This is a genomic window from Flavobacterium hydrocarbonoxydans (genome assembly GCF_009789235.1).
Lineage (GTDB): Bacteria > Bacteroidota > Bacteroidia > Flavobacteriales > Flavobacteriaceae > Flavobacterium > Flavobacterium hydrocarbonoxydans.
The window spans coordinates 510,903-533,857 of the sequence record NZ_WSTB01000002.1 but is presented as its reverse complement, the minus strand read 5'-3'; the positions used below and the strand labels follow the sequence as shown (position 1 = coordinate 533,857).

Annotated in this window: 20 protein-coding genes; 12 read left to right on the top strand and 8 right to left on the bottom strand. The window is 35.6% G+C overall.

Annotation, left to right across the window (positions count from 1 at the left end):
• Positions 1-44: 44 nt before the first annotated feature.
• The 5 genes from GON26_RS05315 to GON26_RS05295 all read left to right on the top strand — a co-directional run bounded on the left by GON26_RS05315 (position 45) and on the right by GON26_RS05295 (position 5,477).
• Positions 45-518, top strand: coding sequence for a GNAT family N-acetyltransferase (locus tag GON26_RS05315; protein ID WP_160373690.1), 474 nt, complete (start codon positions 45-47; stop codon positions 516-518).
• 76 nt (positions 519-594) lie between these two features.
• Complete coding sequence (locus tag GON26_RS05310) at positions 595-1,443, top strand: class I SAM-dependent methyltransferase (protein WP_160373689.1); 849 nt, start codon at positions 595-597, stop codon at positions 1,441-1,443.
• Between the two features lie 246 nt (positions 1,444-1,689).
• Positions 1,690-2,268, top strand: a complete 579-nt coding sequence (locus tag GON26_RS05305; protein WP_160373688.1) for an OmpH family outer membrane protein — start codon at positions 1,690-1,692, stop codon at positions 2,266-2,268.
• Positions 2,269-2,370: 102 nt separating this feature from the next.
• Entirely contained in the window at positions 2,371-4,650 is a 2,280-nt protein-coding gene (locus GON26_RS05300; RefSeq protein ID WP_160373687.1) for a helix-turn-helix domain-containing protein, read from the top strand.
• Between the two features lie 68 nt (positions 4,651-4,718).
• Positions 4,719-5,477: a hypothetical protein gene (locus tag GON26_RS05295; RefSeq protein ID WP_160373686.1), complete on the top strand. Its 759-nt coding sequence runs from the start codon at positions 4,719-4,721 to the stop codon at positions 5,475-5,477.
• A gap of 40 nt (positions 5,478-5,517) precedes the next feature.
• Here GON26_RS05295 and GON26_RS05290 read toward each other — a convergent pair whose 3' ends face one another.
• Positions 5,518-6,483, bottom strand: a complete 966-nt coding sequence (locus GON26_RS05290; RefSeq protein WP_160373685.1) for an HU domain-containing protein — start codon at positions 6,481-6,483, stop codon at positions 5,518-5,520.
• Positions 6,484-6,712: 229 nt separating this feature from the next.
• Between GON26_RS05290 and dprA the strand changes: the two genes are divergently transcribed.
• Complete coding sequence (gene dprA / locus GON26_RS05285; RefSeq protein WP_160373684.1) at positions 6,713-7,813, top strand: DNA-processing protein DprA; 1,101 nt, start codon at positions 6,713-6,715, stop codon at positions 7,811-7,813.
• 167 nt (positions 7,814-7,980) lie between these two features.
• Here the strand turns inward: dprA and GON26_RS05280 are convergent, their stop codons facing one another.
• The 3 genes from GON26_RS05280 to GON26_RS05270 form a co-directional block, all read right to left on the bottom strand.
• Entirely contained in the window at positions 7,981-8,331 is a 351-nt protein-coding gene (locus GON26_RS05280) for a hypothetical protein (RefSeq protein WP_160373683.1), read from the bottom strand.
• Positions 8,332-8,438: 107 nt separating this feature from the next.
• A complete protein-coding gene (gene trpS, locus GON26_RS05275) occupies positions 8,439-9,413 on the bottom strand; it encodes a tryptophan--tRNA ligase (protein WP_160373682.1) in 975 nt (324 codons plus the stop codon).
• Between the two features lie 168 nt (positions 9,414-9,581).
• Positions 9,582-9,959 (bottom strand): GxxExxY protein, encoded by a 378-nt coding sequence (locus GON26_RS05270; RefSeq protein WP_160373681.1) that lies wholly within the window; start codon positions 9,957-9,959, stop codon positions 9,582-9,584.
• Positions 9,960-10,197: 238 nt separating this feature from the next.
• On the opposite strand from GON26_RS05270, the gene GON26_RS05265 reads away from it, so the two are divergent.
• A complete protein-coding gene (locus GON26_RS05265) occupies positions 10,198-10,950 on the top strand; it encodes a lysophospholipid acyltransferase family protein (protein WP_160373680.1) in 753 nt (250 codons plus the stop codon).
• A gap of 244 nt (positions 10,951-11,194) precedes the next feature.
• On the opposite strand, the gene recA is transcribed toward GON26_RS05265, so the two are convergent.
• The 4 genes from recA to GON26_RS05245 all read right to left on the bottom strand — a co-directional run bounded on the left by recA (position 11,195) and on the right by GON26_RS05245 (position 14,522).
• Positions 11,195-12,202, bottom strand: coding sequence for a recombinase RecA (recA, locus tag GON26_RS05260; protein WP_202110839.1), 1,008 nt, complete (start codon positions 12,200-12,202; stop codon positions 11,195-11,197).
• 156 nt (positions 12,203-12,358) lie between these two features.
• Positions 12,359-12,868: an acyl-CoA thioesterase gene (locus tag GON26_RS05255; RefSeq protein ID WP_160373678.1), complete on the bottom strand. Its 510-nt coding sequence runs from the start codon at positions 12,866-12,868 to the stop codon at positions 12,359-12,361.
• A 113-nt stretch (positions 12,869-12,981) separates the two neighbouring features.
• Entirely contained in the window at positions 12,982-13,365 is a 384-nt protein-coding gene (locus GON26_RS05250; RefSeq protein ID WP_160373677.1) for a DoxX family protein, read from the bottom strand.
• A gap of 8 nt (positions 13,366-13,373) precedes the next feature.
• Positions 13,374-14,522: a DNA polymerase III subunit gene (locus tag GON26_RS05245; protein ID WP_160373676.1), complete on the bottom strand. Its 1,149-nt coding sequence runs from the start codon at positions 14,520-14,522 to the stop codon at positions 13,374-13,376.
• 434 nt (positions 14,523-14,956) lie between these two features.
• On the opposite strand from GON26_RS05245, the gene GON26_RS05240 reads away from it, so the two are divergent.
• The 5 genes from GON26_RS05240 (at position 14,957) to GON26_RS05220 (ending at position 22,844) form a co-directional block, all read left to right on the top strand.
• Positions 14,957-15,409, top strand: coding sequence for a hypothetical protein (locus GON26_RS05240; RefSeq protein WP_160373675.1), 453 nt, complete (start codon positions 14,957-14,959; stop codon positions 15,407-15,409).
• A gap of 173 nt (positions 15,410-15,582) precedes the next feature.
• Positions 15,583-16,884, top strand: coding sequence for a hypothetical protein (locus GON26_RS05235; protein WP_160373674.1), 1,302 nt, complete (start codon positions 15,583-15,585; stop codon positions 16,882-16,884).
• A gap of 104 nt (positions 16,885-16,988) precedes the next feature.
• A complete protein-coding gene (locus GON26_RS05230) occupies positions 16,989-17,411 on the top strand; it encodes a hypothetical protein (RefSeq protein WP_160373673.1) in 423 nt (140 codons plus the stop codon).
• Positions 17,408-18,871 (top strand): gliding motility protein SprC, encoded by a 1,464-nt coding sequence (gene sprC / locus GON26_RS05225; protein WP_160373672.1) that lies wholly within the window; start codon positions 17,408-17,410, stop codon positions 18,869-18,871. The genes GON26_RS05230 and sprC overlap by 4 nt, the downstream gene beginning before the upstream one ends.
• A gap of 1 nt (position 18,872) precedes the next feature.
• Positions 18,873-22,844 carry a PorP/SprF family type IX secretion system membrane protein gene (locus GON26_RS05220; protein WP_160373671.1) on the top strand — a complete coding sequence of 1,324 codons (3,972 nt, stop codon included), beginning with the start codon at positions 18,873-18,875 and terminating at the stop codon, positions 22,842-22,844.
• The last annotated feature ends 111 nt before the right edge of the window (positions 22,845-22,955 follow it).

Here is a 22,955-nt window from a genome sequence, read left to right as displayed (position 1 = left end):
TGTTCCACGTGAAACTATTTTATTAATCTTAAAGCTTTTTTTTAATGAAAATTATCGAAAAGAAGATTTTATTCGCAGAAGAAAAACAAGTTTTAAGAGAACTTTGGAACAACGAATATCCGGCACGATTGTATTTGAAAACTATTGAAGATTTTGATTTGTATTTAAATGGTCTTTCAAATACAAAGCATTATTTGCTGATGGATGATTCAAACAAAATTATAGGTTGGACAGTTACTTTTTTGAGAAATGAAGAAAACTGGTTTGCTATCATTTTGAATTCAAAAATTCAAGGAAAAGGAAATGGTTCACTTTTGATAGAGAAATTAAAAGAGAATAATGATTGTTTAAATGGCTGGGTAATCGATCAGGAAAACGAATTAAAACAAAACAAAGAATTTTATAAATCTCCGATGCCATTTTATATCAAACATGGTTTTGCCATTTGTTCTGAAATAAGAATTGAAAATGAAAAAATGTCGGGTCTCAAAATAAATTGGAGTCACGAAATAAATTAAAAATCATAACCCTAAAAGCGAAATAAATCTTTTAGGGTTTACTGTATTATTAAACCAAAATACCTTTAATAAAAAAATGGACGTTTTAAATAAAAAACATTTTCTTACTGTAAAAGACCATTCTGTTTCAAAAGAAATTTTCGAATTGTACCATGACGAAAATTTAGACATGTTGATTACCTCTCCACAACCTGCTTTAGAAAATCTTGGAAAATATTACGAGAGCGAAGATTATATTTCGCATACCGATAACAAACGTTCCTTGTTTGAAAAAGCGTATCATTTTGTAAAAAACATTGCCCTGAAAAACAAACTGAATTTAATTAATGCAGAGCAAAAGCAAAAAGGAAAGATTTTGGATATTGGTGCCGGAACAGGAGATTTTTTATTGACGGCAAAAAATGACGGTTGGGAAACGGTTGGAGTAGAACCAAGCGAACGTGCCAAAAATATTGCGATTCAAAAAGGAATTTCTTTTGTGGATGAAATTAGCAATCTGGAAAATAATTCTTTTGATGTGATAACGATGTGGCATGTTTTAGAACACGTGCCAAATTTAGAATTGCAAATTCAGGAATTGAAGCGTTTGCTAAAACCAACTGGAACATTAATTGTTGCGGTTCCAAATTTTAAATCTTACGACGCAAAATATTATAAAGATTTTTGGGCTGCTTATGATGTGCCAATTCATTTTTGGCATTTCTCAAAAAAATCGATTCAAATGCTTTTTGAAAATGTAGAAATGAAATTGACAAAAGTCCTTCCGATGAAATTTGATTCATTTTACGTGAGCCTTTTATCAGAAAAATACAAAACTGGAAAAATGAATTACATCAGTGCTTTTTTAACAGGATTAAAATCAAATTTAAAAGCCAAGCAGAGTTCAGAGTATTCGTCACACATTTACGTCTTAAAAAACCAATAAAAAGGATTTTAAGCGCATTTAAGCGGTTGTTTTGGCTTAATTGAGGAGAAATATCGGCTTTTTAAAGAAAGGCGCCCTAATAAAAGATATAAAAGCCGCTTTTAATAGCGAGGATTTATGAGGTTTTTTCTTTTCATAAATAAAACTAATATGATAAAATTTGAGCATTTTTTAAACTTTATGTTGATGCTATTTATTTTTTTATATTTTTGTCTTTAATACTTAAAAAAATTAGAAATTCAAAAAATGAAAAAAGCATTAGTAATTATCGCGCTTTCTGTTTTAGTTGTTTCATGTGATAAAACAGCTGAAGTTAAGGAAGTAAAAACAGCTTACGTAGATACTTCAGTTTTAATGAAAGAGTACACTGAAGCAAAAGACCTTGAGGCTAAATACAAAGCTCAGGCGGAAGAAAAAGGAAGACAACTACAAGCTGAAATTACACGTTTTAAACAAGACGCTGCTAATTTTCAAAGTCAGGCACAAGCAAACGGTCAGGCTTGGGCACAACAAAGAGGTGCTGAGTTACAAAAGAGAGAGCAGCAATTGGGTTACGCTCAACAAGCTTTATCACAACAATTGCAACAGGAAAGTGGTGTAGAAATGGATTCTCTTGTAAGCGGAGTTAAAAAATTCATCAAAGATTACGGTAAGAAAAACGGTTATTCTTATATCTACGGAACAGGTGATGCTGCAACTGTTTTATATGCTGAGGAAAAATATGATATCACAAAAGATATTATTAAAGCGTTAAACGATAAATATAAGTCTGAGCCTAAAGCTGATAAACCAGCTGTAAAAGAAGGTGAAGAGGCTAAAAAATAATACCAAACTCAACTAACTTTTTTAAAAACCTAAGTCTATTCCAGATTTAGGTTTTTTTGTTTTATCAAATTTGAATACTTTCGTTTTTTTAATATAAGCCCAATGGAAACCGTTTCAGAAGCAGCTGCTTACACTTTACAATTCATCAACCAAACGCAAAAATCTATTTTCTTAACAGGAAAAGCAGGTACTGGAAAAACGACGCTTTTACGGGAAATTATCAATACTACCCATAAAAATACGGTAGTGGTTGCACCAACTGGAATTGCAGCTTTGAACGCTGGCGGTGTTACGATTCACTCGATGTTTCAGTTGCCTTTTTCAGCATTTTTGCCCACTTACGAGGAAAGTTCGCAATTTACGGAAACCGTAAAATTCGAAAATAAAGAAAGTTTACGCCGACATTTCAAAATGAATAATATCAAGCGAAACGTGATTCGTAACATGGAATTGCTGGTTATTGACGAAGTGAGTATGCTACGTGCTGATTTACTGGATGCTATCGATTTTATGATGCAGACGGTTCGCAAAAACACAAGAGCTTTTGGAGGAGTCCAGGTGCTTTTTATTGGCGATTTATTGCAATTACCACCCGTAATTCGTGATGAAGAATGGAAAACGCTCAGAAATTATTACAAAGGAAAATTCTTTTTTCATTCGCATGTCATCCAGCAAAATCCGCCTATTTACATCGAGTTGTCAAAGATTTACCGTCAGACCGATGATACTTTTATTTCGGTTTTGAATAATCTTCGAAATAACCAGATTACACCTGAGGATATTCAGGTTTTAAACCAATATGTGCAGCCAGATTTTGATTTGAAAAACAACAAAGGTTACATAACACTTACCACTCATAATGCCAAAGCCGATTCGATTAACGATCAGGCTATCAAAGACCTGGCAGGAAATGAATTTGCCTACCAGCCTTTTGTCGTGGGTGATTTTCCTGAAAAAATTTATCCAGTCGAAGAAAACCTGATTCTGAAAGTAGGAGCACAGGTGATGTTTGTAAAAAATGACGCTGGTTTTGAAAAGAAGTTTTTCAACGGAAAAATGGGTGTGATCAAGTCACTTTCGAGCGAAGAAATTTTTGTGCATTTTCCCGAAGAGAATAAGACGATCGAGGTAGAGAAATACGAATGGAAAAACATCAGATACAAAGTAAACGAACTTACCAAAGAGATAGAAGAGGAAGTTTTAGGCACTTTTGCACACTATCCGTTAAAACTAGCCTGGGCGATTACAGTACACAAAAGTCAGGGTCTGACTTTTGACAAAGCTGCGCTCGATGTATCGCAGGTTTTTTTGCCCGGACAAGCCTATGTGGCATTATCGCGTTTGCGTTCGTTAAACGGCCTTATTTTGCTTTCTAAGATGCAAATGAACGGAATTTCGAATGATCAGGATGTGATGGATTACGCTTTGAATAAAGCTTCTGAAGATGTTTTGCAAAAAGCACTGCATTTCGAAACCAAAAATTTTATTCATAACTATTTGATTAACAGTTTTAACTGGGCAGATTTAGCACAGGAATGGCGCAATCATCGTTTTAGTTATAACGAAAATGCCCCAGGTTCTGAAAAAGCGAAACATTCGGTTTGGGCCCATAAACGTTTGGAAACTATCGAATTGCTTTTGGATCCATCCCAAAAATTCATTCAGCAGCTCAATAAAATTTTTAGTAAAGAAACGGTCGATTTATTTTTTGTGAAAGAAAGGGTAGAAGCGGCCTATGAGTATTTTTTCAAACCGATGGACAAACTCGTGACCGATTTGCTTCAGAAAATGGCTGAAATTCAGAAATTTAAAAAAGTAAAAGAGTTTTACGAAGAATTGGCTTTTCTGGATGATTTGCAAACCAAAGCCGTTTTACGTTTGATGAAAACCAAATTGTTGATGGAAACCGTAGTTTCTGGTGAAGCCATTTCGAAAGAAAAACTGTCCTCTCCAGCCATCAAGAATTTTAAAACAGATAAAATTTCTAAGATTCGGGAGGAATTTAATATGACGAATACTGACATGTTTAATGTTGATGAGCCAGTTACGCGTTACAGTGTAAAAAAATTAGATAAAAACGAACCCAAAACCATCAAGAAAACGACTGTTGAAGAAACCTTTGATTTATGGGCTGAAAAAAATTCAATAGAAGATATTGCAAGAATCCGAAAGCTGACGGTACAAACTGTTGAGATGCATTTGGTTAAATTGATACAGGCTAAAAAAATCGAAATTACAGATGTTTTACCGTACGATAAAATTCTGGCGCTTCGTGACGCTTTTCAGTTTTATCAGGAAGAATCTTTGAGTGGCTTGAAAGAAAAACACGGTGACGAATTTACCTGGGATGAACTTAAAATGTTTAAAGCCAGTATTAATTGATTCTGTTTTTGTACTTTGGATACTTTAAATTTTTATAGACCACAAAAACATTATGTAAAATAGAAGACATGAAAAAACTAATTTGTCTGGCGTTTATGTTTTTTTCGATCCATAGCGCAATAGGTCAGGATTTGAAACCTGAGTATCAAAAATTCATTAAAAGTTTTATAGAAAATGTAAAATTAGATAAAAAAGAGGCCATTGCTGAGATGATTTCGTATCCGTTGAAAAGAGAAAACCCGATTCCATCCATCCAAAACAAAGCAGAATTTGTAAAGAGATATAACGAGATTTTTGATGCGAATTTAAAAAATGAAATCATAATCTCGGATCCGGCAAAAGACTGGTCCCAAGTTGGTTGGCGAGGTATAATGCTCAATCAGGGAACACTTTGGATAGACGAAGAGGGCCGTTTGATAGCGATTAATTATATTTCTAAATTTGAATTAGATAAAAAAAATAAAATTATTGCTGCTCATAAAACGAAATTGCATGCGTCTATTTCAACTTTTAAAGAGCCGGTTTGTGTTTTGGAAACTTCTAAATTCAGAATCCGAATTGATGATTTAGGAAATAACAATTACCGATATGCGTCATGGCCGATTAAAAAAGCTATGAGTGAAAAGCCTGATTTGATTATCACTAAAGGCGAATGGATTGCTGATGGGAGTGGTGGTAATCATCATTATGATTTTAAAAAAGGACAATATCTTTACGAATGTTATATAGCTGTCCTACCTGAAACAACTGCTGCACCCGCTACATTGACCATTTATCAAAACGAGAGTGAAATCCTTTCGCAGGATGCTCAGATTGTAACCGAATAAAAAAAATCCGAATCGTTTTTAGATTCGGATTTTTTTGGTTTTATAAAGACTGAATCAAAATCCAGGCATCAGGATTTTCTCCTTTTTGTATTTCTTTTTGGGCTTTTTCAGCTTCAGCCATTGTGGCGTAACTTCCGTATAATACAGGGAATAAACCGTGTTTGTTTTCTCCCAGCACTCTTGCTTTGTAGCCGTCTTTTATCAATTGGTTATACGCTTTCTGAGCATTTGCTTCACTTCTGAAAGCTCCAGCCATAATATGATAAGGCATTTTTGCTGCAACAATTTCTTCGGTTTTAGCTGAATCAACAGAAAGGGTTACCGCTGGCAATGGGCTTTGGATAAAAAAAGTAGCTTCCTGTATTTTGTTTTCTACTTTTTTCTGTACGGCACTTTCAACTATAAGTGTCTGATTTGCAATTTGATTTTGATACAAAGGATAACCAATACTTCCGGTAATTCCAAGACCCAGAACAAAAATGGCAGCATATTTTAAATACGATCTTGAAGATCTTGTTTCTTCTGTTTCATATAAATTGATCGCTGCTTTTTCTTCGATTTCTTCAATGTGTTTTTCAAAAATTTCTCTTTTAACAATTGGAGAAACAAACGGACTCAAACCAAAAGAAGTCGTAAGATAATTATTTTGATCAAAAGGAGTAAAAACTAAGTTGTTATCCGCATTCATGCGAATTTCACCAATGTTTTTTAAATTTAAAACTTCGTTATCTTCCAGGGCTTTTTTCCAGTTTAAAACCTCAAAAGCAATCGCACTAACAGCGAATCCATAAGATGTTTTTTCTATTTGTGCAATATGATTGGCTAATAGTCCGTCATTGTTTTTGATACGGCTATTAAAAGAAACCATTTTTTTAGGCGGAAAAAACGAATTGGTGGCCTGATTAAGTTGTGCCGACTGTATTTCGGTCAAAAATGCGCCGAATCCAGGAACCGTTACACACTGATAACGATACAATAACTGTGCTATGTAAGTTTCGATTTTCATAGTAACAAAGTTATGCAACCATAATAGTTATCAAAATTTTATTCACAATTTTTATTAACAATCGTCTTTTTGTTTTAAACAATTTAATTTCAGTTAATTAGCTATAAATGTTGTTTTCACTTAAAGTATTAGATTTTGTATATTTATTTTTTTTAACACGAAATAACTTTATATTTATTATTTTGCAAAAAAAATATTCTTCTGAATAATTAAAAAATGAATTCGTTTTATGTCTGATCAAGAGTTGTTTTATTTATTGGCTTTGCTTCGTGTGGACGGAGTGGGAGATGTGATGGCCAAAAAGCTGCTGGCAAATTTAGGAAATGCCGAAGCTGTTTTTAAAGCTAAAAATACACAAATTGCCGCTATTGATGGTGTTGGTGCTGTTTTATTAAAAAAATTAAAGGATAAAACCATTTTCGAAAGTGCCCAGACTGAACTTGATTTTATCAAATCGAATGCTATTCAGGCTTCTTTTTTTCAGGATGAAAGTTATCCGGAAAGACTCAGGCATTGTTTTGATGCCCCTGTTTTGATTTTTAAGGCCGGAAATATCGATTTAAATCAAAAAAAGGTAATCAGTATAGTCGGTACCAGACAAATTACGTCATACGGCACAGAATTCTGCAAAAAACTAATTGAAGATTTAGCGCCGCTGGATCCGGTAATCGTAAGTGGCTTTGCTTATGGAGTTGATATCGTCGCCCATCAGCTGGCGATGGAAAACGGTTTACAGACGATTGGCGTTTTAGCTCATGGTTTAAACCAAATTTACCCAAAAACACACAAAAAGTACATGGCCAAAATAGAAGAAAACGGTGGTTTTATTACCGAATTCTGGAGTTCGACCAATCCGGATAAAGAAAATTTTGTGCGTCGAAACCGTATTGTAGCCGGTATGACCGAAGCCACAATTGTGATTGAATCTGCTGATAAAGGCGGTTCGCTGATAACCGCAAATCTGGCCAATGATTACAATCGGGATGTATTTGCCGTTCCTGGAAGAGTGACCGACAAATACAGTCAGGGCTGTAATAATTTGATAAAAACCCAAAAAGCATACGTACTGAGCAGTGCGGCAGATTTGATTTATAACCTCAATTGGGATATAGAATCGAAACCAAAACCGATTCAGAAACAACTTTTTATTGAGCTCGAACCCGATGAACAAAAAATCTATGATTTCCTCCTGAAAAACGGAAAAGAATTGCTGGATATTATCGCTTTAGAATGTGATTTTCCAATTTTTAAAATATCAGGGACTTTATTGAATATGGAGCTTAAAGGTGTAATTCGTCCTTTACCTGGGAAGCTGTTTGAGGCGATTTAGTGTAAAGGTATTGCCACGAATTACACGAATTGATTGATGAAAATTTGTGGTTATTTGGATATAAAAACAAGAATCAAAAAGTACATTGATTAGACGGATTTGCTATCGCAAAAACGCGGAAAAAAACGGATTTTTTGATTGTTTTTGAAATTACTTTAAATGCAGATTTATTTATCTGATTTTAAAATATTTACAAGGAATAAAATTAAAGAAACTACACTTAAAACTATATTAATTTTGAAATTTTCGTAAGATAGTAAAGCGAGGCTTAGAATAATAAGTTCAAAATGAGCAATTGAAATTAAATAATTTGTTTTTCGGCGTAAAAGAAATAATACCAAATACCCGATGATAAAAAGAATTTGAGAGCAGGTAAAAAGGATTGCGGTAAAAATAGTTTCATGCGAAATATCATAAGCCCATCCAACTGTTTTATTTAATCCAAAAGTCTTTATGTCGCCAAACAAAATGGCTAAGATAAAGCCAAATCCAAAAAGGGAAATCAAGAGAAGAAACATGTATTTTGTAAATATTTTTTCTCAAAATTTTTCTTTAAATTGAATTACAATTTTAGGTAATATAACCCGACAGGTTTTTGAAACCTGTCGGGTTTAAATAGTTTTAATTACTTTCCGAATCCTAATTTCTCACGAACTCTGGCCAAAACACCATCTGCAACTGCAGAAGCTTTACCGGCACCTTTTTTCAACAGCGCATCTACTTCGTCGAGATTGTTGATGTAGTAATTGTATTTTTCTCTTTCGGTTTTGAAAGTTTCGGTAATCAGTTCAAACAAAGCTTGTTTGGCGTGACCGTAACCGTAATTTCCACCTAAATAATTCGCTCTCATTTCAGCAAGCTGCGTTTCATTTGCTAAAAGCGAATAAATAGCAAAAGCATTACAGGTATCCGGATTTTTAGGATCTTCCAGAGGTGTGCTATCGGTTTCGATGCTCATTACCTGCTTGCGTAACGCTTTGTCATCCAGAAAAATATTGATAATATTATTGGCAGATTTACTCATTTTTCCACCATTGGTTCCGGGAATCAGCATGCTGTCTTCCTGAATTTTAGCTTCTGGAAGTACAAAGGTTTCGCCCATTTGATGGTTGAAACGGGCAGCGACATCGCGAGTGATTTCCAGATGCTGCAATTGGTCTTTCCCAACCGGAACAAATTCGGCATCATACAACAAAATATCGGCCGCCATCAACATGGGATATGTAAAAAGTCCTGCATTGACATCGTCTAAACGATCCGATTTATCTTTGAAAGAATGCGCTAAAGTCAATCTTTGAAACGGAAAAAAACAGCTTAAATACCAGGTCAGTTCGGCAGTTTGAACCACATCAGATTGTCTGTAAAACGTCACTTTATCAGCATTTAATCCGCAAGCCAGCCAGGCAGCAGCCGTGCTGTAGGTGTTTTCTCTTAATGTTTTTCCGTCTTTTATTTGTGTAATCGAATGTAAATCAGCGATAAACAAAAAAGATTCGTTCGCCGGATTATTTGATAATTCGATTGCCGGAATAATTGCTCCTAATAAATTGCCTAAGTGTGGCGTTCCTGTACTCTGAACACCGGTAAGTATTTTTGCCATTCTAGTTTTTTTCGTCTTAATCGCAAAGTTCGTTATTTTACCGTAAAGTGTGTAATTTTTTTTAAAAGCATTTTTATAACACAATGTTTGCAGAGATTTTTCACAGAGTTTACAGAGATTTTTTTCCGAATACTTCGGAGAGTTCACAGAGCTTTGTGTTTAAAATTTTTAGAGATTATTGATCACTCTTCGTATTCCGTTTTTTAAGAGAACTTCGTTGAAATTTATAAGCAATCCGAGTTTGTAATTTCCTAATCTTAGATAGGTCAAAGTTTGAGCTAAATGATTAGTTGTTAGTAATTCTACACTTTTTATTTCGATTATAAACTTGTTTTCTACTATTAAATCTACGCGGTAACCACAATCTAATTTTACTTCTTCAAAAACCAGAGGCATTGCTTTTTCTTTTTCGACCAAAAGGCCATATTTATTGATTTTGTAAAACAAACATTCTTTATAAGTATTTTCTAATAAACCAGGTCCAAGCGCTTTATGAACATCAATTGCTAAGCCAATTACAATAGTTGAAATTTGATTTTCATTCATTTCATCAAAATTAAAATGCAATTTTAATAAAATTTTACTTATAAAACAATTATTAAAAATTAGGATGATATAAGTTTAGGTGTTTTCTCAGTGAACTTATCGCGAAGCAATTTCACAATAAAGAATCAACTCTTTTCCTCTGCGAAAAAACTCTGCTAACTCTGCGTTAAAAACAAATTTCATTAGCATATAAAATTCTTTTTCAATAATTAACATCTGTTTTATTACATTTGAGACTATGAAAGGATTAAAAATTATTTTTTGGGTTATCTGGCGCATTTGGTTCTATATCGTAATGGCCATTCCGATACTGATTATGCTGCCGTTTTTACTGGCTTCGATTATAACCGAAAGTGGTTATCCGTACTTTTTTAAAATGGCGCGGATTTGGGCGAAATTTATTCTGTACGGAATGGGTTTTTATTATAAAATAGACCGTGATCAGGAGCTGGAACCCGGAAAAAGTTATATGATTGTGGCCAATCATACCTCGATGACCGACATAATGCTGATGTTGGCCGTTGTGAAAAACCCATTTGTTTTTGTAGGAAAAAAAGAGCTTTCTAAGATTCCGTTGTTTGGATTTTTCTACAAAAGAACCTGTATTTTGGTGGATCGAAATTCATCAAAAAGTAAAAATGAAGTTTTCAAAAGAGCACAAAACCGTCTGAATCAGGGTTTGAGTATTTGTATTTTTCCTGAAGGTGGAGTTCCTGATGATGAAACTGTAGAATTAGATGAATTTAAAGATGGTGCTTTCCGTTTGGCAATTGATCATCAAATTCCGATTGTTCCGATTGTTTTTCCAGATAATAAAGACCGGTTCTCTTATACTTTTTTGAGCGGAAGTCCTGGGATAATGCGTGTAAAAGTTTTACCTTTTATTGAAACAAAAGGATTGGCCAGCGAGAACAGAAAAGAGCTTCGTGACCAAACCAGACAATTGATTTACAAACAATTACTGATATTCAAAAAAGAAGATTTAAAATAAAAAAATCCGTTAGCACCAAAAACAAAAGCTAACGGATTTTTAATAACCAACCTAAATTTACTCTAAAAATTGTCGAAAGTATTTATGGCAAATACCGTTCAAAATTTCATGTCTGTCTATAAGATGACAAGGTTTAGAAAAGGTTGCGTGAATTTTAATTTTATTTAAATAAAAAAATCCGACAAGTGTTTCAAACTGTCGGATTTTATATGTAAAGCCTTTATTTTAATGACTTTATAAAGATTTAAGCATTCGCTAATTCTTTAATATGTGCTTTAATTTTAGCTTCTAATTCTTCTGCTAATTCAGGATTATCTTTAATTAAAGATTTAACCGCATCACGGCCTTGTCCTAATTTTGTTTCTCCGTAGCTGAACCATGATCCTGCTTTTTTAACGATTTCAAATTCAACCGCTAAATCTAAAATTTCTCCGGTTTTCGAAACTCCTTCTCCGTACATAATGTCGAATTCGGCTGTTTTAAAAGGCGGAGCTACTTTGTTTTTAACGACTTTCACTTTAGTTCTGTTTCCGATAACGTTCTCACCATCTTTAATTTGAGATGAACGACGAATATCCAAACGTACCGAAGCGTAGAACTTCAAGGCGTTACCACCTGTTGTCGTTTCAGGATTTCCGAACATTACACCAATTTTCTCTCTCAACTGGTTGATGAAGAAAACCGTACAATTTGTTTTACTGATAGTTCCGGTTAGTTTTCTCAAAGCCTGAGACATCAAACGTGCGTGAAGACCCATTTTAGAATCTCCCATTTCACCTTCGATTTCACTTTTTGGAGTTAAGGCTGCAACCGAGTCAATTACCACAATATCAATGGCTCCTGAACGAATTAAGTTCTCAGCAATTTCTAAAGCCTGCTCACCATTATCTGGCTGAGAGATAATCAGGTTTTCGATATCTACGCCTAATTTCTCAGCATAATTTCTATCAAAAGCGTGCTCAGCATCTATAAAAGCAGCAATTCCGCCTGCTTTTTGAGCTTCTGCAATGGCGTGTAAAGTTAATGTCGTTTTACCAGAAGATTCCGGTCCGTATATTTCGATAATTCTTCCTTTTGGGTAACCGTTTACTCCAAGAGCTAAATCGACACCAAGAGAACCTGAAGAAATCGTTTCAACTTCTACGATGGCTTTATCGCCCATTTTCATTACGGTTCCTTTTCCGTACGTTTTATCTAGTTTGTCAAGCGTAAGTTGTAACGCTTTTAATTTGGCATCTTTCTCTGAACTCATCTCTTTTTTTTCTTTTTCTTTCATCTAAAATTTTATAATTTCTTCTTTTTCATAAACCAATCCGTTTAGTAATTAACTTCCTGATTTATATTTGTATGGGCTTGTAATCCTGTAAAAATACTTCTTTTTTTTGAAGTTTCAACGGCTTTTTATTTTCTATAAAAATAATGCTTTCAGCTCGGTAGCATCTGCAGGTTTTATTTTACCGGCCAATAATAAACTCAATTGCTTACGACGCAAAGCGGCATCATAACGCTGGATTTCAAGTTCGGTTTCCGGCACAATTGCTGGAACTTCAACAGGTCTTCCGCTATCATCTACAGCCACAAAAGTATAAATGGCTTCGTTAGCTTTGGTTCTGCTTCCAGATTCACGGTCTTCGACCCATACATCAATAAAAACTTCCATAGAACTTTTAAAAGATCTCGAAACCTTTGCTTCTATTGTCACTACGGCTCCAAGGGGAATCGCTCTATTAAAAGCCACGTGGTTTACAGATGCCGTCACTACAATTCGGCGTGAATGTCTTCTGGCTGCGATACTTGCAGCACGATCCATACGAGCCAATAATTCGCCACCAAAAAGGTTATTCAATGGATTAGTTTCGCTCGGTAAAACTAAATCGGTTAAAATAGTAAGGGATTCTGAAGGATGTTTTGGATTCATTTTTTATTTATTTTTCGCCACAGATTAAAAGGATTAAAAAGATTTTTTTGAAGGGTAAAAATTATAAATCTTTAAAATCTGGGGCCTAATTTTTTTTAAGTTCAGGCCTAAAATTAATTCAGCCAATACACCGCCATAACTGCGGGTATAAAATAGATAACAATGGTTCTCGCACCATCATAATCTTTGGCTAGTCGTTGTCCGAAAAGCATCATTAACAAACAGATACAGGAAAAAATAGCGCCGTAAAAACCAAATTCGCGACCGCTTTTTGTAAGCAGCTGTATGGCGCCAACTACACATAAAATTCCAGAAATTAATTCTAAAATTAATAAATGTAAAAGGGCTAATGGCACCTGATCTTTCAGGATTGTTTTGGAAAAATGTTCTTTTAGCCATGACACATTATCTTTCCAGTAAAAAACTTTTTCATAACCTGATTGTAAAAAGGTCAGGGCTAAGAAAATTAATATTAAAATTGAAGCAACATTATTCATTTGAAATTCTATTTTTTATGAATTAAGCGGGTTAGTTTTATAGATAAATCGGTTAGGATAATTTTGGCATTTCCGTTTCTTTCGATGTGATACATCGCATCCGAAAGTTCCTTGAAAATATCCTGAATATTATTGCCGTTTACGAAAGGCGCAAAATTTTCGAGTTTAAATTTATCGACTTTTGGTTCTATGTAAACCAAATTTGGCGCTTCATAATTCAGCAAAAGTGCCTGACGAAACATTTCGATACAAAACTGAATAAATTTCTTCTGGCTTTCACGGCCAAGACCAGCAATTTCTTCACTCCAGGAAATCAAATCCTGAATGGCAGCGGCATTTCCTTTGGCACGAAAAGCGGCACGAACCCAATTGACAAACCATTGTTCAAAAGGATATTCGGAATCATCTTCTTTAAGTAAATGCAATGCTTTGCTGAAATTTCCCTGCGCCTGATGTGCAATTTTAAAAGCAGCTTTTTCATCAACATTTTCTTTAGCAATCAGCGCCTGAGCAATTACTTTTTCAGGCAAACCATTGAAGTGAATGACCTGACAGCGAGAGCGTATGGTCTGGATGATATCTTCTTCGTTTTCAGAAATCAGAATAAAAATAGTTTTTTCTGAAGGTTCTTCTAAAAGTTTCAAAAGCTTGTTGGACGCGGCAATATTCATTTTATCGGCCATCCAGATAATCATGATTTTATAACCGCCTTCATAAGATTTTAGCGCAAGCGATTTAAGAACTTCCTGAGCATCTTCGACACGAATTTCGCCCTGTTTGTTTTGTACACCCAGCATTTTGTACCAATCGAATAATCCGCCGTAAGGCATTTCCTGAACGAAGGTTCTCCAATCCTGAATAAAGTCTAAACTTTTGGGTTTGGTTTTGACATCTTCTGTAGTTACAGTTGGATAAATAAAATGTAAATCCGGATGCGACAGGTTTTGAAATTTTAAATTACAGGAATCGTTTCCGTTCTCGTTTTCGTTCCCGGTATTGTTGCACAAAATGTACTGCGCATAGGCAATAGCGGTTGATAAGGTGCCACTTCCTTCAGGCCCAATAAACAATTGAGCATGCGGAATTCTTCCGGAGGACGCACTTTTTATCAAGTGACTTTTGATGTAATCTTGGCCTAAAATTTCAGAAAATTGCATGAAGCAAAGATAACAGAAAATGATATAGTCAAAAATTTTCGGGATAAACTTTAAATCAATAAGAATTTTTTTTCACATCAATTAAAATTTTAACGCCGAAAATTTTTTTTCCTATCAGGTTTTGTTAATACTGAGGAGTTTTTCAACAGATTTTAAGGTTTTTTTGTTAATAGTTTTTGTTTTTTTTTTTAAAAGATGCCTTTTTTTTGACTACAATTAAGCGTTTAATCTTACTTAAATTAAAACATTTCCTACAAGAAAAAATTTTAACAAAATTAACAAAAAACTCGCTAAAACGCATATTTTCTCGACATACAACCTGATTTTAAGTATTTTTTTAATCTTTTATTTCAAAAAAAAAAGCTTTAAAGTTGCGATTTAACATAATTTATATATTTTTGTTTTCATCAAAAACAAATTTATTCTAAGAATTTATGAAAGGGAAAATTATCTTATTAAGTGTCTTTTTTTTATTGACAACTGGGGCAATTTGTGCTCAAGCCAAAAATGCTCCTAGAAGTATTATTAGTACTACAGCTTTAATTCGTAAATACCACGATCAGAAAGAGCTTAGTGGAATGCAAAAAGGAGAACTTTTAGAATTATACATTGAACGTATAAAAGTACTAGTGAAAACCCTTCCTTACATCGCTTTGGTTACTAAACCAGGTGTTACTATGGCTGATTTAGGTATTCCAGACGACAACGAACACAAAAAAGTGTTAGACAACCAGGCAATTGGAACTACAACATTTTTAGATACAACTGTAGATTTTCAGAGAAAAATGATGCCTTACTCAGACAAAGGTAATTTGATCGCTGCTATTTTATTTTACGAAGGAACATTGAAATCTTTACATGAGTTCAACGATTTGAACGAAATGTAATTTGTAACTATATTTTTATTTACTGCTTAAAGAATTTAGATTCATGCTCAAATTCTTTAAGCGGTTTAAAAATCTGCTCGTTTTCGGTGGTTCTGTTAACAGGAAAATCGAGATGAGTTTTTTTAATTTTTGCATACCCAAATTTATTATTAATACTAAATACCCCCTTTATCATGAAAAAAATTACTCAAGTTATCTGCATCATGCTTTTAGTAGTAGTGAGTGCAAATGCTCAGCAAGAGAAAGGAATTATGGGCTACAACAACTGGTTGAATAACTGGACTGAATTTAAGCCTAACAAAGTTGATTATGGAGAAGCTAATCAGATTTTAGCGGGTAACATATCATCAAACACTAAACTACTGAAGAGGAATGTTTATGTTTTACAAGGGAATGTATATGTGACTAATAATGCAGTGTTAACTATTGAACCTGGAACCTTAATCATTGGTGATTTTGAAACAAAAGGAACATTGGTAGTTACAAAAGGTGCACAAATTATTGCTGATGGTTTAGAGACTGACCCAATTGTATTTACTACAAACCGTAGCTTAAAAAAAGCAGGTGACTGGGGAGGAATTGTAATACTTGGTGAAGCACCAATTAATAGATTTGGAAATGCAGGTTCTTATAACTTAGATCTTGATCCTGCTTTAACAACTTACGGTGGAGATAATGTTGCTTCTAATTCAGGAATATTAAGATTCGTAAGAGTTGAATTTGCTGGAAAAAAAGTAAAAGGTTCTACAAGCGGTGGTTTCAACGGAATAACTTTTGCAGGTGTAGGGAACCAAACGATTGTTGAAAACGTAATGGTTAGTTTTTCTGCAGGAGATTCATTTGCCTTTTTTGGAGGTGATTTAAATGCCACTAAATTGGTTTCTTATAAATCAATCAATGATGATTTCAAATTTACTCAGGGAGTTCAATGTCGTTTACACAACTCTTTAGCAATTAGATCATCTTACTTATCAAGTAACAAAGATGGTTCTCGTTGTATGGAAGTTGCTTCTTATGAAAAAAAGAACGAAACTGACTTTACTAAAAAAGGAACTTTAGTTGTTGCTTCAAACATTACAATGCTTAACGATAGCGAAAATATCAAAGCTGATATTCAGGCTGGATTAGTAAAAGAAGCGGTTTACATCGCTGAAAATGCTTCTCTTGAAATGAAACGTAGTGTAATCTCAGGATTTAACCCAGCGGTTTTATTAGACAGCAAAACTGAAATCAACGATGCAAACCTTAAGAAAATCAAAATTGAAGAAATGTATTTGAACTTATGTAATGGTAACATCTTTACTGAGTACAATGCTAACAATGAAGATTTAGAAAGCTGGTACGGAAACCCTGTGTTTTTCAATGTGATGTCACAAAGTGATAACAACGAAACGTTTATTGACTTTTTGAACCCTAAAAAACCTGATTTCAGACTTAAATTAGGAAAAATTACTGCATCAAGCGGAAACAAATAATATAGATTTCGATTTTTATTTACACGTAAATTTTATTAATTAAGTCCCCAAGACAAACAATTTGTGTATCAGTCACGTAAGGACCAAATAAAGATCAAAATAATATGGCCCCGACTTTTAAAAAGTATATTATTTATATAATATTTTTGGTTTCGCCTATTACGTTTAATGCTCTTGCCCAATCTACTGCTAAAGAACCTATCGTTCTGGAAAGTACTTTTGGTGCAGTCATTCAACCTTCTGCGACTAATCAAACCGACATAGCAACTGTTTCAGTTGCGAATTTAGATATTATTTCTAATCAGAATATAGTAGAGCTATCCATCCCCAAGGATGGCTTTACTATAACATCTGGTAAAGATAACAGTGACCCTACTGTTGAGAATTGTGATGGATCGACCGAAAAAACAGCCTACTCTGAATTAGCGAGAACTATTATAGAGAATTATAAGTATGATTTTTCAGAGTCGTTTATATACATCCTATTTTTTGAGGATATAGACTTAGCCAGAAAACGTACTACATGATTCAAAAAACTACTCTATTCTTAACGAAATGTTTCCTTTTTATCGGTATTTTTTTATTTACTAAAGGAAATTGCTATGCCCAAACACCAGCCATAGCTCCGCAGCAATTACCTTTTACAAGTATTTGTGCCGGAGATTTTGTTGATGGTAGTGTTTTTAATGAATACTTTGCTACGTTTACCTATTTAAATTTTCCGACTGGGACTACTTTTGAGGTGCAGCTTTCAGACCAATTAGGAAGTTTTAATACCCCAACTGCTACTACTACGCTTGAAGTTATTGATATTACAGCGACTCAAAAAACAATTAAGTTTGCCGTACCTGAAGACCTGATAGGTTCTGATAATTACAGTTTACGTATTATCAGCAGTACGGGCGTAACGAGTCCAAGAGCGGCTAATTTCTCCGGAAGTCTAAGTTTTGGTGCTTACTTCAAAAAATATGTTGCTCCTTTTTTTATTAATAATAAAGAAGAAACAGCCGTAATTTGTTCAGGAGGAAATACCTCTTTAACAGTGTATAATCCAACTCCGGCAGATCCGGATTCATCACCAGCAAATTTTTCGAATTTAAAATACAAATGGTACAGGGATGATGTGGTTATTGCTGGTCAAAGCACGAATACACTTATTGTTACTACTCCTGGTGAATATTATGCAGAGCTTGATTACGGGTCATGTTCTGATGAAAATTTCAGCTCAAACCGTGTTGCTGTTTCTACCTCAGGTTCTGGTTCTGCCGTTACCATAGATTCAAGTTTAGGCAATCCTTTTTGCCCAAATGGCGAAGGAACCGTTTTACTGGCAACTTCTGGAAACAGTTATGTCTGGAAGAAAGACGGAACGGTTATTACAGGTGCAACTGCCCGTACTTATTCTGCAACAGAGTCTGGTATTTATACCGTAGATGTTGACTTTGGAGGTTGTACTGGAACAGGAACTATAGATCTTCAGAGCAATGGTTTTGATGCCAGTATTGATGTTGCTGATACAACGGTTATAGATCCGGGTGAAACATTAAGCGTTTCTGTAACAACAGATGCTGCAAGTCCTACGTATGAATGGTTTTTAAACGGAAATACTATTGCAGGAGCCAATTCAAATACATATCTGGTAGCTATAAAAGGTAATTATAGAGTGGTGGTGTCACAGGCTTCGGGTTGTGTTTCTTCAAGAGAATTTTTATTCAAAGTAAATTCATCTGCAGATCCTACAGCTACCGTTATTCCAAATATTATAAAGTTGAGTAGTAATCCTTATTGGGAGCTACCTGATATATATAAATCTCCAGATACGAATGTTACCATTATCAGTTCACAAGGCGAAATCGTATTTGAAGGAACAAATTATGATTCATCCAAATGGATAATCCAAGATTTTAAAAATGTAAATCCGGTATATTACTATGTCATTGAGTCAGACACAGGTGAAAAAAAAGGATCAATAACGGTGATAAAATAATATGAAGAAAATTTTACTATTCATAACTTTATTTTACGGTACATCACAAATACTCTATTCTCAGGACAAAATTGAGGATGGAGTTGTTTCGTTTTCGCTACCTATCCGAAATTCCTTAAAGTTTAATAGATACTTAATAAACCCTGCATTTAGTTTTGTTCGCGAGCAAAACCCAACGATAAGTTTTTACAATAAAAGACAATACGTGCAATTTGACGATGCTCCTAACACGTATTTATTCAATTATTCAGGACGATTAAAAGAAAATGATGCCTATGCCATTGGTTTGTTTCAACAAAATTATGGTTTGTTTACCGTATTTGGAGGAGTGGCTAACTTTGCGCATAACATTGTTTTACAAGAAGACAGTAATTTGACTTTTGGTTTAAACGCAGGAGTTTACCAAAGCGGATTAGATAAAGGAAAAATCATTAGTGATGATGCAAGTCTTGGAAACACTGACTTTCCTTCGAATACCTTGCTTACCGTTAACCCGGGAGTAAATTACGGAACAGCTTTTCTTGATTTTGGAGTTTCTGTAAACAACTTGATATTGTACAGTTTTGGTTCAGGAGTGGTAAAAGACGATCCGGAAAGAGCGATTGTTTTGCACGCGATGTACACCGGTTACATTGATACTTATGGTTTTTTTGACAGAAGTAAATTTTCCGGAATAGTAAAAACCGAACTTAAAAAAGATAAAACCGTATTGTCAGGTTTGGGTATGCTTACCCTTCAGCAAGGGGTTTGGGCACAAGCAGGTTACAACACGTTATACGGTATTTCTGCAGGTTTGGGTGTAAACATTTCTCAAAACATTGCTATCGAATACAACTACGAAAGAGGAACAGGAAACTTTACTGATTTAGGTGCTTCACATGAATTCGTTATTGCTTATAAATTTAAAAACAGAAACTACTATTACGGTGACGAAGACGAAGGATCGCTTATTGCTCCTCAGGCTGCGAAACCGGTTAAAGCTAAAACCACAACAACACCTATTACGCGCGTAAGTGGTGCTGAAAAAGCAAAATTAGCTGCAGATGCTAAAGCGAAAGCCGATGCAGAAGCACTACAAGCGAGGTTAGCGGCTGCTGAAAAAGTGAAGGCAGATGCCGAAGCTGCTGCAAAAGCTAAACTAGAAGCCGACAATAAAGCCAAAGCCGATGCTGAGGCCATCAGAATAAAACTAGCGGCAGATGCTAAAGCGAAAGCCGATGCCGAAGCTGCTGCAAAATTAGCCTTGTCACCAGAAGCGAAAGCGAAAGCCGATGCCGAAGCTGCAAGACAAAAATTACTAGCTGATAACAAAGCCAAAGCCGATGCTGCCGAAGCGAAGCGTAAAGCGGAAGCTAAAGCCAAAGCAGAAGCTGCCGATTTAGAATCTATTTTAGCTGCCGATGCTAAAGCCAAAGCTGATTCGGATGCTCTACAGGCACGTTTAGCTGCTGAAGCTAAAGCGAAAGCCGCTGCAACTGCCAAAACTAAAGTGGCTATTGATGCTGCAAATAAAGCCAAAGCGGCTGCCGATGCTAAAGCCAAAGCTGCTGCTGCTGCTGCTGAAAAAGAAAGATTAGCTGCAGAAGCCAAAGTGAAAGCGGATGCTGAAGCCCGTCAGGCTAGATTAGCTGCTGAAGCCAAAGCGAAAGCAGATGCAGAAGCCTTAAAAATCAAACTAGCTGCCGATGCTAAAGCAAAAGCTGATGCGGAAGCCTTAAAAATAAAATTAGCTGCAGATGCTAAAGCGAAAGCGGATGCCGAAGCACAACAAGCCAAATTAGCTGCTGATGCCAAAGCGAAAGCAGATGCAGAAGCTTTACAAGCGAAATTAGCTGCTGACGCTAAAGCAAAAGCGGATGCCGAAGCGCAACAAGCCAAATTAGCTGCTGACGCTAAAGCGAAAGCCGATGCCGAAGCACTTCAAGCGAAACTAGCTGCCGATGCCAAAGCGAAAGCCGATGCAGAAGCACTTCAAGCGAAACTAGCTGCTGATGCCAAAGCGAAAGCAGATGCCGAAGCGCAACAAGCCAAACTAGCTGCTGATGCAAAAGCGAAAGCGGATGCCGAAGCACTTCAAGCGAAATTAGCTGCTGATGCCAAAGCGAAAGCAGATGCCGAAGCACTTCAAGCGAAACTTGCTGCTGATGCTAAAGCGAAAGCGGATGCAGAAGCACTTCAAGCCAAACTAGCTGCCGATGCCAAAGCGAAAGCGGATGCGGAAGCGTTGCAAGCCAAACTAGCTGCTGATGCCAATGCGAAAGCAGATGCCGAAGCACTTCAAGCGAAACTAGCTGCCGATGCCAAAGCGAAAGCAGATGCCGAAGCGTTGCAAGCCAAACTAGCTGCTGATGCAAAAGCGAAAGCAGATGCCGAAGCACTTCAAGCCAAACTAGCTGCCGATGCCAAAGCGAAAGCAGATGCTGAAGCACTTCAAGCGAAACTAGCTGCTGATGCCAAAGCGAAAGCGGATATGGAAGCTTTACAAGCACAATTATTGGCGGATGCTAAAGTTAAAGCCGATGCAGAAGCAACAGCTAAATTAAAAGCAGAAAAAGAAGCAGAACAATTAAGAAAAGTAGAAGAAGCCCGTTTAGCGAAACTTGCAGCAGATGCTAAAGCGAAAGCGGATGCAGAAGCTTTACAAGCAAAATTAGCTGCAGATGCTAAAGCTAAAGCGGATGCCGAAGCACTTCAAGCAAAATTAGCTGCTGATGCTAAAGCCAAAGCGGATGCTGAAGCTTTACAAGCGAAACTTGCAGCAGATGCCAAAGTCAAAGCAGATGCAGAAGCATTACAAGCGAAATTAGCTGCTGATGCTAAAGCGAAAGCGGATGCCGAAGCACTTCAAGCAAAATTAGCTGCAGATGCTAAAGCCAAAGCTGATGCCGAAGCACTTCAAGCGAAATTAGCTGCTGATGCTAAAGCGAAAGCTGATGCAGATGCTCTTCAAGCGAAACTTGAAGCAGATGCCAAAGCAAAAGCGGATGCAGAGGAATTACAAGCAAGACTGGCTGCCGATGCTAAAGCCAAAGCCGATGCAGAAGCTTTATTGAAAGCGAAATTAGCTGCTGATGCTCTTGCCCTTGCAGCAAATGCGCCAAAAGATGAAGCAGCAAAAGCTATTGAAAATTTAACACAGTCGCTGGATAATTCAGGTAAAGCCCAAAGTGATTTACTAGCTCAGTTGAACGAAAGTGTGGCTAAAAAACAAAAAGACTTAACTGATTTAAGAGAAGAAAACGATTTGAGCGAAAAAGGTATTTATAGAGATCCTAAACCGTTTAAGAGTGTAGCGGCTGAAAACAGTCAGCTGGAAGCTTTGAAAGTTCAGATTGCGGAAGCAAACAGATTACAAAAAGACGAAATCGCGAAGTTGACGAATTTATATAATGAAAGACTTAAAAAAGTACCAAATAAAAACGATGCTTTAAACAAAGCTTATTTAGAAAAAATCAATCAACTAAAAGCGGCTCAATTAAAAGCAGAGCAGGATAATGCTGCCTTACTTGCCAATTTAGAGCGTATTAAAGTAGAAACTGAAATTGAGAAAAAACGTAGAATTAAACGTGCTGCCTACGAAAATGACCAGGGTCGTTATGCTCAGGATGTAGCTGCTCTTAAACGTATCAAAGACAACACCAAACCAAGTTCGGCGACTTTAACAGAAAGTGATTTTGATTTTGGAGAAGATCAGTCGAATATGCAGATCATTAAAAATATCAAAAACTCTGAGAGTGGCTATTACATGATAATTGGTGTTCATAATAGTGTTGAAAAAAGAGATGAATTCCTGACGAAGCTTGTTGCTTCAGGTCGTAGTGATGTGAATTTCTTTTACAACGTAACAACTAGTAAATATTACATTTATTACCAAAAATTTGAAAGTCTGGCAGAAGCTACAAAAGCACTGGAAGGCAAAGATAAAAAGCCATATAATGCAAAAATGGCGATTGTAAAAGTTGAAAACGAGTAAAAGAAATATGGCTGGCAACTCTTTTAAGAGTACATATAAAAAGATAAAAAATTAAATAGGATTACAGATTGTTTTTTGAATGCCCCTTCAAAAAAGGATTAGTTAACTGAA